We start from the raw sequence: 16,082 nt of genomic DNA on the forward strand, positions 1-16,082 counted from the left end.
TGGTTCAAATCCAGCTCCCGCAACCAATTTGGTAAAAGTGAATAAGAAAAAGCTCATCGGGCTCAACTCTTATAAACTCGGCGAAGGTATTTGGTTCAAAGCCAGCTCCCGCAACCAATTTTAATAGATAAAAAGTTTCAAAAAAACCAGTCGCGGGATGGAGCAGTCTGGTAGCTCGTCGGGCTCATAACCCGAAGGTCGTTGGTTCAAATCCAGCTCCCGCAACCAATTTGGTAAAAGTGAATAAGAAAAAGCTCATCGGGCTCAACTCTTATAAACCCTGCAAAGCTCGTTAGTTCATACCAAGCTCCCGCAACCAATTTGGTAAAAGTGAATAAGAAAAAGCTCATCGGGCTCAACTCTTATAAACTCGGTGAAGGTCGTTGGTTCAAATCCAGCTCCCGCAACCAATTTGGTAACAGTCAACTACATCCAACCTCCCCCAGCTTAACTCTTATAAAGTTTTAACCGTATATATTCACAGCTTTTTTGCATTAACGTACCATTTCGCTTATCTAGGGTTCAGGTTAGTAAGGGATAATTTAAAGGCGCGAGCTAAATGCCTTAGAGTACTGCAGATAAATTTAATGGCTGATAAGAGGATTAGTTGCAAAAATAGCGTAACTAGTATGAATATCGTATAGCAACTGACTTACTTATTATTGATGAGGTGAGTCCCATCTAAATTTTTGGCTGTTTTATAAAAACGCTCTACCGGACAACAAACCTGATTCCGGCCAGCTTTCTTTGCTTGATACAAGTAACCATCAGCCTCTTCTACAGTGTGGTTGTTACCCTCATCATTTTCGAGAAAGGTAGAGGCCCCGATACTTACAGTTACAAACTTATGTGGCGAGCAAACATGTTCGATTTGTTTATCATAAACACTTTTTCGTATCCGTTCGGCTACTTTTAGTGCACCAAAAATGTTGGTATCAGGTAATACAACAACAAATTCTTCACCGCCGTAACGGCAAACAAAATCAAGAGGTCTGACTAAAGCGGAACGGATTAACTCGGCGACAGTCTTAAGCGCTTCATCTCCTTGTACATGGCTATAATGATCATTAAAGAGCTTAAAAAAATCGATATCTATCATTAGTATGGCGGTATCATTATGCTGGCGTTTAGACTCACTCGTTTGCTTATCCAGGTGGATATCTAGGTAACGACGATTAAATACCCCTGTTAAACCATCTATAAAAACCAATTTTTCTAACATGTCAGTTTGAAATTTCAAAGTTAGGTGGGATTTAACTCGATTTTTTAACGTCAATGGACTAATTGGCTTAGTAATAAAGTCAATTCCACCACATTGCCAACAAACGTCCTCTTCATCTTGTTGATTAATAGAGACAACAAATATAATAGGAATATTTCCCAGCTCTACTATTTCTTTAAAACGACTACACAGTTCTTTGCCTGTCATATCGGGTAAAAATACATCCAATAAAATTAGATCGGGCAAGTTATCCTTAAATACCTCTATTGCCTCTTCGCCAGAAGTCGCCCCAAGGACAACATAATCCTTGGACAAGACATTATAAATCATCTGTATATTTATTGGCTGGTCATCCACCACCAAGATCTTAGATTGGCTAAGATCGAGCTCAGCATTATCATTCAATTGGCTAAGAGGCATTATTTTCTTCAACCTGAATCTGTTGCTCAAATTGTTTGAGGGTTTCTTTCGCTTCTTTGAATTTTAGTACATTTAGTGCATCAATCAACTCACCAGCCCGAACGGGTGATATTGATTTGAGTTGTAATGATATTTCTTGAAAAGTATCAATGGCATGCATATTAAAACTGCTAACCTCTTCAACTAAGCGTTTAAAAATGGGTAAAAAGTCCTCTTCTGAGGTAACTGGAGTGCTTTCATCTTCCTCAAATAATGATAATTTTTCACTTAGCTCTGTAACTTGTACAAGGGTTCGCTTCATTAATTCAACGACTTCAAACTCAGTATGAGTGACGTCATTTAAATCTGGTTTTTCTTTTAGTTCTTGTTCAGCCAGTTTGGCTAACGTAGCCAACGGCTTAAATCCTAGTGAGCTGGCGCTGCTCTTAAGGGTATGAAACATTAATGTGAGCTGCTCTAACGTTTTGTCTTGACAAGACATTTGCTTTAAATATGACTGTAAGTCTTTATAGAATAAGCCCAATGAGCGTAAATATACGTTACTTAAATAGTTAAAGCCCTCTAAAGCATCGTTTATACAGATATTCTCTTTACGGCAATATTCTATAATCTCATCACTCAATTCAATTCGTTCGTCCGTATGGCTTGCTGTCAGCTTTTTTACTCTTTTTCTATTATCCGTTACCGTTAAAATTTGATGCACGAGGTCGACTAAACTAAATGGCTTACCAATGTGGCCATTCATTCCTACGGCCAAACATTTAGCCTTATCTGCAGGCGTCACATTCGCTGTCATAGCAATAATAGGTAGCATTTTAAACTTATCTATCGCTTTTATGCGTCGAGTCGTTTCATAACCATCTATACCTGGCATTTGAATATCCATTAACACCACATCAAAGGGCAACAAGCTATTTGTAAGCTCTTCTAGTGCTTGTTTACCACCTATGGCAACAGTGGTATTGGCACCTTGGCTCTCCAATAAACCAGTGACTATCTCTTGATTGGTTGGATTATCTTCAACAACCAGCACACGTTGATCCAGCAAGGCATTATCTTTCGATTTCAGTCCATTGCTGAGTGCCGTATGTTGTGCGGCCGTTGCGGCATCCAAAAATGCGTCCATCATTTGAGTTCTTGTGACCGGCTTGGTCAAAAAACCATTGAGCAGGTGAAGATAGTGATCATATTCTTCTACCAGGATTTGCTGGCTGTGTGCAGTCACCATAATCAGTAAAGGAACTTGCTTATTAGGCTCTCTTTGTTTAATTGTTTTTGCCAACTCCCATCCATCCATGGCTGGCATTTTCCAATCAATTAATGCCAAATCAAATTGTTTTTGCCCATCAAAAGCATTTTCTAGTAAGTTTAAAGCCTCATAAGCCGATGTAGTTGTTGTACTTTTCCAACCTAATTGCTCTATCATATTTTCTAAGATAGTGAGACTGGTTACATTATCATCAACGATCAATACATTAATGGGCCGTTCCAAACGCTTTTCTATCTGCTGACATTCAAGGGCGTCGGCCGGCTTTAACAACAAATCAAAACGAAACTCAGAGCCCGACCCCACCTGGCTTTCAACTTCTATATTACCCTGCATCAACTTAACGTACTGGCTTGAGATGGTGAGCCCAATACCCAGCCCACCATAAATGCGTGTATTGGAATTATCCGCTTGGGTAAAAACATTAAAAATTTGTGTTAATTGCTCAGGCTTAATCCCAATACCAGTATCTTTTATCGACACCTTCAGTCTAACGTCGTTACTATCTTCAAGCATTTCACGGCTTATGCTGAGTACTATTTCCCCCTCATAGGTAAATTTGACTGCATTTCCAGCAATATTAATCAAAATTCGCATTAACTTATTACGATCGCCGTAAAGAAAATAAGGAACATCAGCAGCGACATAAAAATGAACTTCAACGGGTTTAGACCCTACCATCACACTCAGCTGAGCACCAATTTCACTCAACACATCATCAAGCTCAAAGTCTTCTTCGTCCAATTCTATGCCGTTTTTTTCTAAATTTGTCACATCCAGAATATCCTCGACTATTTGGGTCAGCACCGATACCGATAACTGACCATCAACGACATACTTTCTTTGAATTTCATCTAATTGCGACTGCTCGAGTAATTGAAAATAGCCATTGACTGCGTTTAAAGGAGTGCGTAATTCATGGCTCATGTTGGCAATAAATTCTGTCTTAATCCTGTTAGCTAAGTCCGCTTTTTCAAGGGCTGATTCAATCAATTTTTGTTTTTCAAGGCGCTCTGATATATCTTTCGCGGCAAGGTAGATACAAGGCTCTTGGTTCGTGTCGATGACGCAGCCTGATATCAGCACGGGCACTAAAACATTATCTATCGTCCGGTAACTTGCTTCAAAAGTGAGCCTATGCTCTGTCATAATACGACTATAAATGACATCCCATGGTTCTGACTCTTTGCAGACAATAAAATCCTTAATATTAAAATGCTTCAATGATCTTCCTTTCACGCTCAGAACAACATTGGCATATGGATTACAATTGATAACATTGCCATCTAGGTTAAGCCAAAGTAGCACGTCATGAGAGTTTTCAACCGCGGTATCAGCCAAGGTCAAATGTCGTTGAATTAAATTTGGTTCATTTGTAAAAACAAACCCTTCTAATTCTCCTCTGACAAGTATTGGCGTAACGATCAATTGCAACGGTAAATGTTCACCTGACTTTAGTTTGCAGTAACAATCTATCTTTATCTGGTTTGGAAAAGATGATTGCTGCTCTATCCAGTGCAAAAAATTATCCGCTAGTTGTTCACTCTTTCCTTCCAAACTAAGGCTTTCGACATCGAGCAATGCGAGTATATTTTGGCTATTTGTTATTTCATCAGCACCGTAACCATATAATGATGAGGCCGCGTTGTTAAAAAAATGAATATTTCCTGCTTTATCACAAGCAATCACGGCCGCCTGCATGCTATCAATAATGTCACTTTCAAACATAAGTTGCCGTTTAAACTTCGATGTTACCGTTGCTATTTTATTTTCTAGTAACTGATTTGTTTCAACTAACTCTTGTTGTAATCCTTTTAATTCGGTTACATCATGGATACTAACCGTCGCACCAATAAAGTCATCTTGTTCAATAATAGGCGCAATGCTAATGGATAAGAGACGCTCTTCAGAAAAATATTCTGAGTTGTATTTTATTTCAATTTGCCTTACTGCCTCGCCATTTGCGACTTGCTTAAACAGGTTAATCAACTGCATAGAGGAGAGACAAGTTGAAAGCCAGTGTGCAAGGGGTTTTTTCAACGCATTTTCTTTCGTAAAGCCAAATAATTTGCCCGCCGTATTGTTCCAATGAGCAATGGCAAAATGTTTGTTCAACCCCACGATGCCATCTGTCGAATTATTCACAACGGTTGCCAACTCAGCTTTTTGTCTAATTTCAAATAAACGCTGAAAAATGTAGTTCACCAAAAAGAAAGCCAATAGAGCCAGCAGCATTGTAACCGCCATGCTTCGCCAAAATACAATAGTAGGGTCTTCGAGACCCAAACTTTCGATAAATAAAGGGCTAGGCAGTAAACTGATAGACCACTGTCGACCAAAAACACTTACTATTTGTGAAGACATCCCCGCATTCACGGTGGGGCTGTTGTCAGCGGCTGAACTGTAAAAATGAATTACTTGCTGCGTAGTTGTATCAGAGATATCAATAGTAACGCCATCATCTAGTTTGACTGAATCAAGAACTTTACCTATCAGTAAGGGTGAGTATACCCAGCCAAATAATTCTTCAAACGGCTGATTTACAGGGCCTTTAAAGATAGGGTAAAGAAGTAAAAAGCCATGCTTTGCCTGTTGATGAGCCTGAATTAAGGTGATTGGGGCGGTCAGTTGTGCGGATCTTGATGCCGCTGCTTTAAGTGCTGCTTGTCGCCGGTGACTCTCTGAGCCAATATCTAAGCCAACGGCATTAGCGTTATTTATTTCAGGTTCAATATATTGAATGATAAACAACGGATTGGTTGGTTCATCTAACTGTTTTAGCGTGAAAGGCCGTTGCCGATCCTGTTCAGCCGATGCTAAAAAAGTCGCTAAGTTTTTTTGCGTCACTTTTTTGATTACACCAAAGCCCATACTGCCGGGAAACGCTGCTTCATATTGTCGACTAAGCGAATAACGAAGTTGACTTTGATAATTAAATTTTTCTATACCTGTAGCCTCTATCGCTGCAAGTAATCCGCGTAACCCCTCGTAGTATTGGTTTATCGCACTAACAACATCAATACTGATTTGGCCGAGAGTTGCATCAACCGCTAACTCAATAGCATGCTCATTTGTTACCTTGGCCTTATTTTCTGCATTAATAGCAAATATTGTTCCAGTTACAAAAATGGCAGCTGGTGCAAAATAACGCCAAGTCAATTTGTTCTTCATTTATACCTGCTGCCCCTGTTGGCTGTGATTAAGCGAGTCTAAAAACTTTGAACGGTCGGGACTAAAGACACTGAAAACTAATTATTTTTGCAAATGCTATTCATTTACAAATTTAGTGTTCTATTATAAAAAAATCAAATTAGAATTTTTTATTTATCAACTCACGATGAATGGAAAAGAAGTCGGTAAGGAGGTCATCTTGTTCCTAAACCATCCAAACATGAGAGACAGCAAAATACTCGTTATTGATGATACGATCAATAATGTACTAATGCTAAAAGAAATCCTCAAGGGTTGTGGGCAACTATTTTTCGCTGAATCTGCCAAAGAGGCCATTGAACGCCTACCTAACTTGCTACCTGATATCATTTTACTCGATATTGTGATGCCCGAGATGGATGGTTGGGCAATGTGTGAATACTTAAAAAATGATGCTCGCTATGAAAACATTCCAATTATCTTTATCACCGGTCATGATGAAAAAGAGTATGAGAAGCTATCTCTCGAATTAGGCGGTATCGATTTTATCAGTAAGCCATTTAATCCAAAGATTTGTCGGCTAAGAGTACAAAACCACCTTAAGTTGCACTACCAAACAAAGCTTATCAAGCAAGGACGTGAGCAACTGCAAAAAATGGTGAAACAAGTACCTGTGTTAATCACTTATTGGGATGTAAATTGGAAAAATTTGTTCAGCAATGATTACCAAGGCACTTGGTTTGGCTTGCCGCATATGCCTGAAGATAACGTAGGAATGACAAATATTTTTCCTCACGAACTATGCCAAGCTATTCAAAGCCAAGCTACCAACAGTGATGAGGTTAACTTCTTTGTCGAAGCAAAAGTCAATGGCCGAATAAAACACTATCAAGTGTTTCAATCTCCTTTCCAACAGATTGGGAATACTGGCCGTTTCCTAGTGACCCTAATTGACGTCTCCGAAGCTAAAGAAGCAAAAATGGCGCTTTACTCGGAGAAAGAACGTTTGCGGGTAACACTAAATTCAATCGGGGATGCTGTTATAGCCACAGACGATCGTGGCTGTATCACTTTTATGAACCCGATCGCTGAACGCCTGACGGGTTGGCGCTTTTGTGATGCAAAAAAACAGAAAATCGACAGCATCATGCCACTCCAAGATGCCAATACGAAACGGCCTTTGATGAACCCTCTATATTTGGCGTTAAAAGAGCAACGAATTTTAACTATGGCTCTAAACTGCGAGTTAGTTACAAGAAGTGGAGCCACTATTGCTGTAGATGACTCAGCGGCTCCGATAAGAAACTTAGATGGCGAAGTGATAGGCGCAATTATGGTTTTCCATGATGTCAGCGAAGCGATTGCAACCGCGATGGCGATGGCGTCAAAAATGAGCCACTTAGCAAATCATGATCAACTTACCAACTTACCTAATCGGATCCTGCTCCAAGATCGTTTATCTGTTGCTTGTTCGGCAGCCTTCGCCGCCCAAAAGAAAGTCGGTTTATTATTGATCGACATCGATCATTTCAAATATTTAAATGATTCTCTCGGTCATCATTTTGGCGATGAACTCATTTGTCTGATGGCCAAACGACTCAAAGCCTTACTCCCTGAATCCTATACCTTAGCACGTTTAGGTGGCGACGAATTTGTCATTCTGATGACAGGAATACGTTCACCAGACTTAGTCTCTGCTCTTGCCGATAAGATAGTGGAAAACATGCATGAACAGTTTAAGCTTGCCGAACAGTTTTACAGCGTTTCTGTTAGTGTCGGAGTAAGTATATTCCCAGATGATGCAGAAGATACGGAGCAGTTGATGCGCCATGCAGATGTTGCAATGTATCGAGCCAAACAAGAAGGCCGTAATAGGTATAGCTTTTTTTCCAATGAGCTTGAGGCTGCCCTGTTGCAACGTCATCAACAAGAAAAAACCCTTAGAGCGGCTTTAAAAGACAATAATATACTTGTTTATTATCAACCTAAATACGACTTAGTCAGTGAGCGTATCGTCGGAGCTGAGGCCTTAGCTAGACTACAAGGAGATGATGGTACTATCATTTCACCGGCTCAATTTATCCCGCTAGCGGAGGAGTCCGGCTTGATAGTTGAATTAGGAGAGCAGGTACTTTACAAAGCTTGTCAACAAGCCAAAAACTTGCTTCTCAATGGTGCAAATATTCCGATATCTGTCAACGTGGCTGCTGCGCAATTTGCTTCACCAGAGCTAGAGCAGCACATTCTGAACGCATTATCTCAATGCGGCTTACCTTCTTTTATGCTGGAGTTAGAAATTACTGAAACAGCCTTGATGATTGATCCTTCGCTTACCCAGAAAAAGTTAAACAAGCTAAAAAACCTAGGGATAAATATTTCAATCGACGATTTTGGCACTGGCTACTCAAGCCTTTCTTATCTTAAAACATACAATGTCGATATCATGAAAATAGACATGTCATTTATTAGAGACATGCTAAGCAATACTCATGATTATGAAATAGTCAAAACTATCATAACTTTAGGCCAATCAATGGGGTTACACCTAGTGGCTGAAGGCGTTGAAACCAAGGAACAACGTAGTGCACTGATTAAGTTAGGATGTCCGACTGCACAAGGATATCTTTATAGCCCACCCATCACAGCCGAACAATTTATAAGTCTTATTAAGTCAGAGCAGCAGTAAGGTAATGATGAGCCAAAACAAGTATCAAAACCCCATCATCAATAAATACATTCCTCCTATGGGCGGTCTTTTATTGATGCTGATAGTATGCATAGGGCTCTATTTTGCATTTGCACTTTATGCTGAACGAAGCATTGTTGCCCAACAATCAGCAAAATTATTGCAGGCGAATACAGCCAGCTTAAATACCTTAGAGCGCCGAATAGCGGAAAGCAGGAATAAAGTACAATTTTTACATGCTACCCCACCAATCAGCGGTATTAGCCGCGCAATGTCCCATAATGGGGTTGATCCATATGACGGCACTACAACCGAGCAATGGAAAATAAGGTTACAGACAATATTTATTGCCTTTGTTCAAAATAATCCTGAAATTCGTCAAATCCGACTAATTGGAAAAAATAACAATGGTCAGGAAATTGTCCGCGTAGATCGCCGAGCGGGTAAAGTCATCGCAACACCCGATGAGTTACTTCAGCAAAAGGGGCAGTCTGACTACTTTTCAGCTATCGCTAAGTTACATCCCAATGAAGACTATATTTCAAATATTAACCTTAATCGTGAATATAATACGATAGAAACACCAATTTGGCCGACCATTCGCATCGCGCAGCCCATCTTTGATGAAGAGTATGCTTTTTTTGGTTTTGTAATAATTAACCTTGATGCATCCCCACTATTAAGTCTTTTACAGGAAGATTTTAGCCACTCTGGTATGGCTTTTTATTTACTGAATTCAGAAGGCTACTTTATCTCCGCTCCGAAAAAAAACTTATTGTTTGGCTTTGATCTTGATAAGCCAAAAATGAAATGGGACGTACTGACTCATGGAGCACCAATCCCTAGCTCTGAAGAAATTGTTCGTGTCGTTTTTGAAGGTAACAATCACCTCATGGTTGGCAGTAAGATGATGCTGTCGACACGTGAAAATCGCTCTTTGTACTTAATCGCAGCGCAATCAGAGTCAGCATTACAGGCAATCTGGCATAAGCAACGAAATAGCATCATTTTTCTTATCATCGTTATTTTCACAGTGGCAATAACCATCATATTTGCTTACCAACGCTATTTGAATAAGCTCTTATCTCTCTATCAAGATCAGTCTCGTTATGAAGCGATCATTGCAGGCTCATCAGACGCCATCATCAGTGTCGACAAGCGTGGCAATATCCTTAACTGGAACGACTCAGCTTCTTTTATGTTTGGGATGAGTGAAAAACAAGCAAAACTTAATAAAATCAATGACATTATTATTCCGACTCAACAAAGCAGACAAATTTCTGAGTCGTTATTACGTAAAGTCATCAAACAAAACACCCCTATAACTTTAGAGTTAGAAACTGCCACTCACGGCGCAGCCCCGCAAACTCTTAGCATTAACCTCTCCCCTGTTGTGACGACTAACACGGCTATTGAAGCCACTGTCGCAGCGCTAATTAGGGATATATCTGAATCCAAAATTTATCAACAAAAAATCCAAGCTATCAATGATTCACTGGAAAAACAAGTCGCCGAACGAACCAAACAATTGGAGCTTGCCAGCCAAGAGGCTACCGCCGCAAATAATACTAAAAGCGCATTTGTAGCCAATATTAGTCATGAGATCAGAACACCTTTAAATGGTATTGCTGGAATGCTTGAACTACTCGGACGAAGCAATTTAACTACAAAGCAGCACCAGTACCTGAGTATGGCAAAAAGTAGTATTTCAACCTTGAGTATTTTGATTAATGATTTACTTGATTTAACCAAAATTGAATCCGGTAAGCTGGATATTGAACGAACCCCACTAAACCTTATTGAAACCGTCAGTGCCGTCGTTGCGACCATGGCTCTGAAAGGAAATGAAAAAGGGCTATCACTTTATCTAGATTGTACTGAAGTTAATGCTGAGCAGCTGATATCCGATGCTTACCGTATTAAACAGATCATCACTAACTTACTTGGCAATGCCATTAAATTCACTGCTCAAGGCCATATTATTATAAAAGTTATCAGCCAACAGCTAAACCAAAAGGACCAAGTGAATATCACCATATCGGTAACCGATACCGGTATTGGTATCTCTCAAGAGCAACAGCGAAAGCTATTTAAACCGTTTAGCCAGGCCAACACGACAATAGAAAAAAACTTCGGCGGAACAGGTCTCGGGCTGTCCATTTCAAAACAGTTGGCTAATCTACTTGGGGGCGATATTAGTGTTTCAAGTACCCCGAATCAAGGCAGTACCTTTACCCTTTCTATACCTGTTGAGGTTGACATGGATAATGACACAGGGGGCCTAACGCCATATTTATTAGGAGTAAAATGTACACTGGTACTTTCAGATGAAAAAGAAAAGAGCATTCTCGCCAAACAGCTACAGCGATGGAAAGCAGAAGTCACTGTTCAAGACACTACAGCGACTTTATACACACTAAGTAATGATAAGTTGCCGGATTTACTAATCATACAAAACAACCTTATTAATGAAGAATTTGTCTCTTGGTTCATGGGGTTACCGACTAATAAGCCGTGTAAGTTATTACTTATTTGTGACGGCAAGCAAGAGACAAACCATCTAATTGAAGAAGGCGAAAGCTGCATTTACCTAACCAAGCCGATACTACCATTGCATTTTTTACTTTCTTATCGGCAATTGAATAACCCAGAATTAAAGTCCACTCATTCGGAGCGTTTAGTCGATCTCACAGCAGAAGCCGTTACTAAGCAAAATTATAAAGTTTTAGTGGTTGATGATAATGAAATCAATCGTTTTGTTGCCAAAGGCTTGTTAGATGTATTCCCAATCACGCTGTACAGTGCTAAAAATGGTGCAGAAGCGCTCGACTTACTCAAAACGATGCAACATAAAGATGATTTACAACTTATATTAATGGATTGCCAAATGCCAGTAATGAATGGGTTTGATGCAACAAAACATATTCGTCACGGTGAGGCTGGCGAGTTAATTAAAGATATTCCGATTATAGCTATGACAGCTGGCGCCATGTCTGGCGATAAAGACACTTGTTTGCAGGCGGGAATGAATGACTTTATCGCCAAACCTATCGACCCCATTATTTTTGAGAAGAAAATAAAGCATTGGCTAAATATAACGGATGTAACAAAAACGGATTAACGCCCTCATTCAGGAGGTCATACTTTAGTAATAATGGTGAATTTATGAACATTCTTTACGCAACAGATAGCACATTAAAGAAGCATATTGGTCGTTTGAATTATACTCGCTCAGACTTAACCTAGGCAGTTATCGCAAAATTGAAGTTTGCTTATACATACACCCAGACAAGCTGTGCAATAGATACAACGGCTATCTAATTAAACGGAACCGCCGTTGTACCGTGACTAAAGTCCTATTAAATTTCTTTAAGCTGCATTCAAGTCTTGACCAACAAGTAATGCTTCCAGCTTCTCATGTACCGCTTTAATCACCAATGATTTATGGCTTTCAATAAAAAAGTGCCCGCCATCAAACATGATTTCATTTACTTTGCCCGAGAAGTGCAACTGCCAATCTAACAATTTGTCTTGTGGAACCCCTTCATCATTAACCCCACCAAAAACCGACAAACCGCAATCAAGGGCGGGTTTAATGTCACTTTGATGGTTTTCCACCATCGCAAAGTCAGCACGTAACATAGGCAATAGCATTTCCATAAAGTCGGCGTTATTTAAAATTTCATCGGGTGTACCACCAAATGATCTTAATTTTTCAATAAACGCTGCTTCTGCTAGTTGATGGATGGGCGAGTCGGTATTTTTGTAATGCGGCGCTTTTGAACCAGAAGCAATAAAGTGAATCGGTAATGGCCATTGTTGTTGTCTAAAATATTGAACGAGCTCGTAACCTAAACGACTGCCAAAGCTGTGCCCCATGATCACATACGGCACCTTAAGCAGTGGCTTCATTTGACTTGATAAATCAACCACTAACTGTGATAAGTTAGTGTAAGGCGCTTCACTTAAACGCATCCCCCGTCCCGGAAGCTGAACCGCCACCAACTCTACGTCGTTAGGCAGTTCATCTGCAAACTGTAAGTAAGTAGTACTGCTGCCACCCGCATAAGACAAACAAAATAGCCTTAACCTAGGGTTAACCTTAGGTTTAGGTACATGAAACCATAACTGACTCATAATGAAACACATCCTTTTAAAAAAAAGCTAGTAATATCTTACAATTACTGCTTTAAATATTGTTTTTTGTCGCTACTCCTAGCTCATATTGAGCCTGAGCATCAGGTGATAGTTTTGATATTGACGCAACACTCATCTCTGGAGTTTTACCCATGCGCCTGACCTTAGGTAACATAAGGCCTAATAGTGCAAATGTAATGATCAATGAACCAGCTGACATAACTACCCATTGATTACCATAATGTTTGTTGAAAAAGCCTGCTATCGCGCCAGAAAGGGGCATTAAGCCTAAAATACAAAACATCAATACCGACATCACCCGCCCCATATATTCATTCGGAGTACGGCGCTGAAACCAGGTGGTACCGGCAATCATAATAAATCCGGTTGCTATCCCCATCACGATCAAACAAATTGAAACAGATATTAAACTGGCACTGACAAAGCCGAGCAAAAATAAGCTAATGCCAGACGTCAAATCACCAATCAAAACAAATAGGCCCAGTTTATCCGGCGCTGGCCGTAACCAAATCGCCATACCAGCCCCTATTAATGTCCCCACGCCGATCATTGCATATAAAGTACCGTAACCCGCCTCGGTTAAAGATAGATCAACCTTGGCGATCAAAGGTAAAACAGCAAGTAACGGGCCATGCATAAAAAAAGAAATTAAAATTAAATAAGCTAACACCAGCCTTATTCCCTGATCAAGCCAGCAAAACTGCATACCTTGAAATACTAAGGTAAATAGCCCCTTGGCGCTTCTCGCAACTGGTTTAACCTGAATATAATAAAGTAAGCATATTGATATCAATACCAACCCAGCATCAACAACAAACGCCAGAGCCAAACTTGTCGAATCATATTGCTCTGGGTTAACTTGATTGAGATAACGCATCAGCCAAATCAACCAACCTGCCAATAGCGGCCCGACAATTTGTGCTAACTGAGAAGTGCCCATCACAATACCATTTGCTAACCCTAACTCTTCGTCTTTACAAATAGATGGCAAAATAGATTGGCTAGCGGGAATACCAAACGCCCCCAACGTCCCCAAAATCAAACCAAATACACATAATACAGGGATAGGGGTTATCTGTAGATAGACACATGCTGCTAAACACAGCATCACACCGATACCAAATTGTCGGGAGCGAAATAACACCAATAAAGGTGACCAACGGTCGGCTAGTGCCCCGCCAAATAAAATGAAAAAACCATGGGGCAAGCTGAAACAGGCCATCACAATAGACATGAGAAAAGCATCATTATTAGTCTGGCTGAGAACCAACCAAGGCAAAGCAACCATGGTGAAATAGCCACCCAATTGGGCTAACGATACGCTGAGCCAGTGCAATATGAAATTTTTGTTCTGCAATAAAGACATCTGAGCAACTTATAGCTGTAGAAAAGAATAAAAGGGGCTACAGCCCCTTTCTGTTGCGCTTACAACCATTAGAGCGGTGTATTACAAGAGCCCACTGGCGCCCAAACATCCCACTGGCGAGAGCTTTCAGGCCATTGTGCATTAGTCCACCACTTAGCTTGGTACTTCATGCCGTTAAGCTGGACGATATCCCCTGCGGTATAAACATCACCGTATTCCCAGGTGGCTGCACCATCGCAAGTATTTTTACTCATACCATACCAAGTAGTTGAAATTTCAGGCCAAGTACCAATGGTTAATATATCATCAGTGTGGGGCATCACTTGGGCTTTTTCTTCATCAGTCCAATGGCGATTTTGTGCCTGATGACAACTTTGACAGGTTGAGGTTTGTCCACCCCATTTGCGATCAGCAAGGAAGAAAAAATTAGGGTCATCACTAGGGTCGTCATTATGATAACGCTCAGCAATGGCCTCTAAGTTGTTTTCTCTATGTAGCCAAGCCTCTTGCCCAATGGTCCAGTTCTCAAATTCAAATGCTGGGTTATAACGATAAGTAAGCAAGGTTCTTGCGTCCTCAATTGCTCCAAGTTTCACTAAGTAGTCGGTATAGCCCACGATCATGCCCAACAAATTAAATGAAAAACGCGGTCTATCTAAACAAGTTCTTACCTCAGGACAAGAAGTCGTTAAGACACTTCCCCAAGCAAAAAATCCTTCCATGAAGTTTTCTGTACTGGTAAAAAAACTGGCCCCCACAGTGAAAGAGTGAAACATCGGATGTAAATTAAACCATTGTCGATGCTCATCATTAAGGGCTAATTGTGCATTATCATCTTGATGAAGTTGCGCCAGCCAACCTCTGTCCATCACCGACAAACCACCGAGAATAGGGGCAAGTCTAAAGCGTTCATTAGTGTTATCTTGCTGCCAAGCGGATTCCATGCGTTTGGCCATTCTTAAGGTATAGTCAGAGAAATAACTCGCGATTAGAAAATTATGCAACGCACTTGGGTCATCAAAGTCTGCTTCACCGCCAATCCAAGTGTTAACGGCTTTATTTAAAAATGCCGTAAATATATTACTTGGATCCTGTGCAAAATCATCTAGCAGTGCAGCTGCTGTTTCAAAGCGACGGGATTCGTCATAGTTAAAAGTTTCATAAAACTGTTGGTGCACAGCCTTGTCTTCATTATTAGTTAAATTGACTGAAGAAAAGTATGGGTGCAATTTAGTGCTGTTTATTTTCTTTAAGCGTTTGGTCCAACGCTCACTTTCATTTAATTCGTCAACCCGATTAAAAAAATAATCAACAAGAATACTGTTTTTTAATGCTTGACCTTTACTAGGCACAAGCCACTCATTAACGAGTGAACGATTTAAATAATATAAGGCGAGAAATTTAGCTAAAACAGCGTCTGTAGGACTATCCAAATATGCAGTCAACGTTTGACGTTCAAAATCAGACATCTCAAGTTGACTACCTCGTGGGAGTGGCGTGGTATAGTCTGAAATTTCATCGGCTAAACGAGCGTAATTTAGATCTACTTCAGTGTTAAGGGCTAGTCCACTTAGCTTGGGGTGATTAGCAAACAACGCGAGTGTTTCACTCGACACACTAATATCTGCACCATTTTGTTGCAATTGGTTAATGATTGCAAAAGGCGCTTCATTATCTGTGCTTGCTAATACATAACCCGAAGTTAAAGTACTGGTCATTAATAGCGATAACGCTAAGGGTTTAAATATCATTTTCACTTTTTTCATCCTTAATTAATAAAGGTAATGAGCAAGCCAATCACTTATTACCCATA

Annotated in this window: 7 protein-coding genes and 2 tRNA genes (1 of these 9 only partly in view); 4 read left to right on the forward strand and 5 right to left on the reverse strand. The window is 40.2% G+C overall.

Features of this window, described 5'->3' with window-relative positions:
• Together K1M91_RS08035 and K1M91_RS08040 are read left to right on the forward strand one after the other, a co-directional pair.
• Nucleotides 1-26: transfer RNA gene (locus K1M91_RS08035), tRNA-Met, on the forward strand; it begins 151 nt to the left of the window's first position.
• A 125-nt stretch (nucleotides 27-151) separates the two neighbouring features.
• Nucleotides 152-228: transfer RNA gene (locus tag K1M91_RS08040), tRNA-Met, on the forward strand.
• Between the two features lie 424 nt (nucleotides 229-652).
• On the opposite strand, the gene K1M91_RS08045 is transcribed toward K1M91_RS08040, so the two are convergent.
• Together K1M91_RS08045 and K1M91_RS08050 are read right to left on the reverse strand one after the other, a co-directional pair.
• Nucleotides 653-1,642, reverse strand: a complete 990-nt coding sequence (locus K1M91_RS08045) for a diguanylate cyclase (RefSeq protein ID WP_232801226.1) — start codon at nucleotides 1,640-1,642, stop codon at nucleotides 653-655.
• The gene (locus tag K1M91_RS08050; RefSeq protein ID WP_232801227.1) at nucleotides 1,632-6,080 is read right to left on the reverse strand and encodes a response regulator; all 4,449 of its coding nucleotides are present in this window, start codon (nucleotides 6,078-6,080) and stop codon (nucleotides 1,632-1,634) included. The genes K1M91_RS08045 and K1M91_RS08050 overlap by 11 nt, the downstream gene beginning before the upstream one ends.
• Nucleotides 6,081-6,279: 199 nt before the next feature.
• On the opposite strand from K1M91_RS08050, the gene K1M91_RS08055 reads away from it, so the two are divergent.
• Nucleotides 6,280-8,745 (forward strand): EAL domain-containing protein, encoded by a 2,466-nt coding sequence (locus K1M91_RS08055; protein ID WP_232801228.1) that lies wholly within the window; start codon nucleotides 6,280-6,282, stop codon nucleotides 8,743-8,745.
• Nucleotides 8,746-8,749: 4 nt separating this feature from the next.
• A complete protein-coding gene (locus K1M91_RS08060) occupies nucleotides 8,750-11,866 on the forward strand; it encodes an ATP-binding protein (protein WP_232801229.1) in 3,117 nt (1,038 codons plus the stop codon).
• A 248-nt stretch (nucleotides 11,867-12,114) separates the two neighbouring features.
• Here K1M91_RS08060 and K1M91_RS08065 read toward each other — a convergent pair whose 3' ends face one another.
• The 3 genes from K1M91_RS08065 to K1M91_RS08075 all read right to left on the reverse strand — a co-directional run bounded on the left by K1M91_RS08065 (nucleotide 12,115) and on the right by K1M91_RS08075 (nucleotide 16,026).
• Nucleotides 12,115-12,882 (reverse strand): alpha/beta fold hydrolase, encoded by a 768-nt coding sequence (locus K1M91_RS08065; RefSeq protein WP_232801230.1) that lies wholly within the window; start codon nucleotides 12,880-12,882, stop codon nucleotides 12,115-12,117.
• 52 nt (nucleotides 12,883-12,934) lie between these two features.
• Nucleotides 12,935-14,269: an MFS transporter gene (locus K1M91_RS08070; RefSeq protein WP_232801231.1), complete on the reverse strand. Its 1,335-nt coding sequence runs from the start codon at nucleotides 14,267-14,269 to the stop codon at nucleotides 12,935-12,937.
• A 68-nt stretch (nucleotides 14,270-14,337) separates the two neighbouring features.
• Entirely contained in the window at nucleotides 14,338-16,026 is a 1,689-nt protein-coding gene (locus tag K1M91_RS08075; protein ID WP_232801232.1) for a hypothetical protein, read from the reverse strand.
• Nucleotides 16,027-16,082: the final 56 nt, after the last annotated feature.

The sequence above is a fragment of the Motilimonas sp. E26 genome (assembly GCF_021278025.1).
GTDB lineage: Bacteria > Pseudomonadota > Gammaproteobacteria > Enterobacterales > CBDFNC01 > Motilimonas.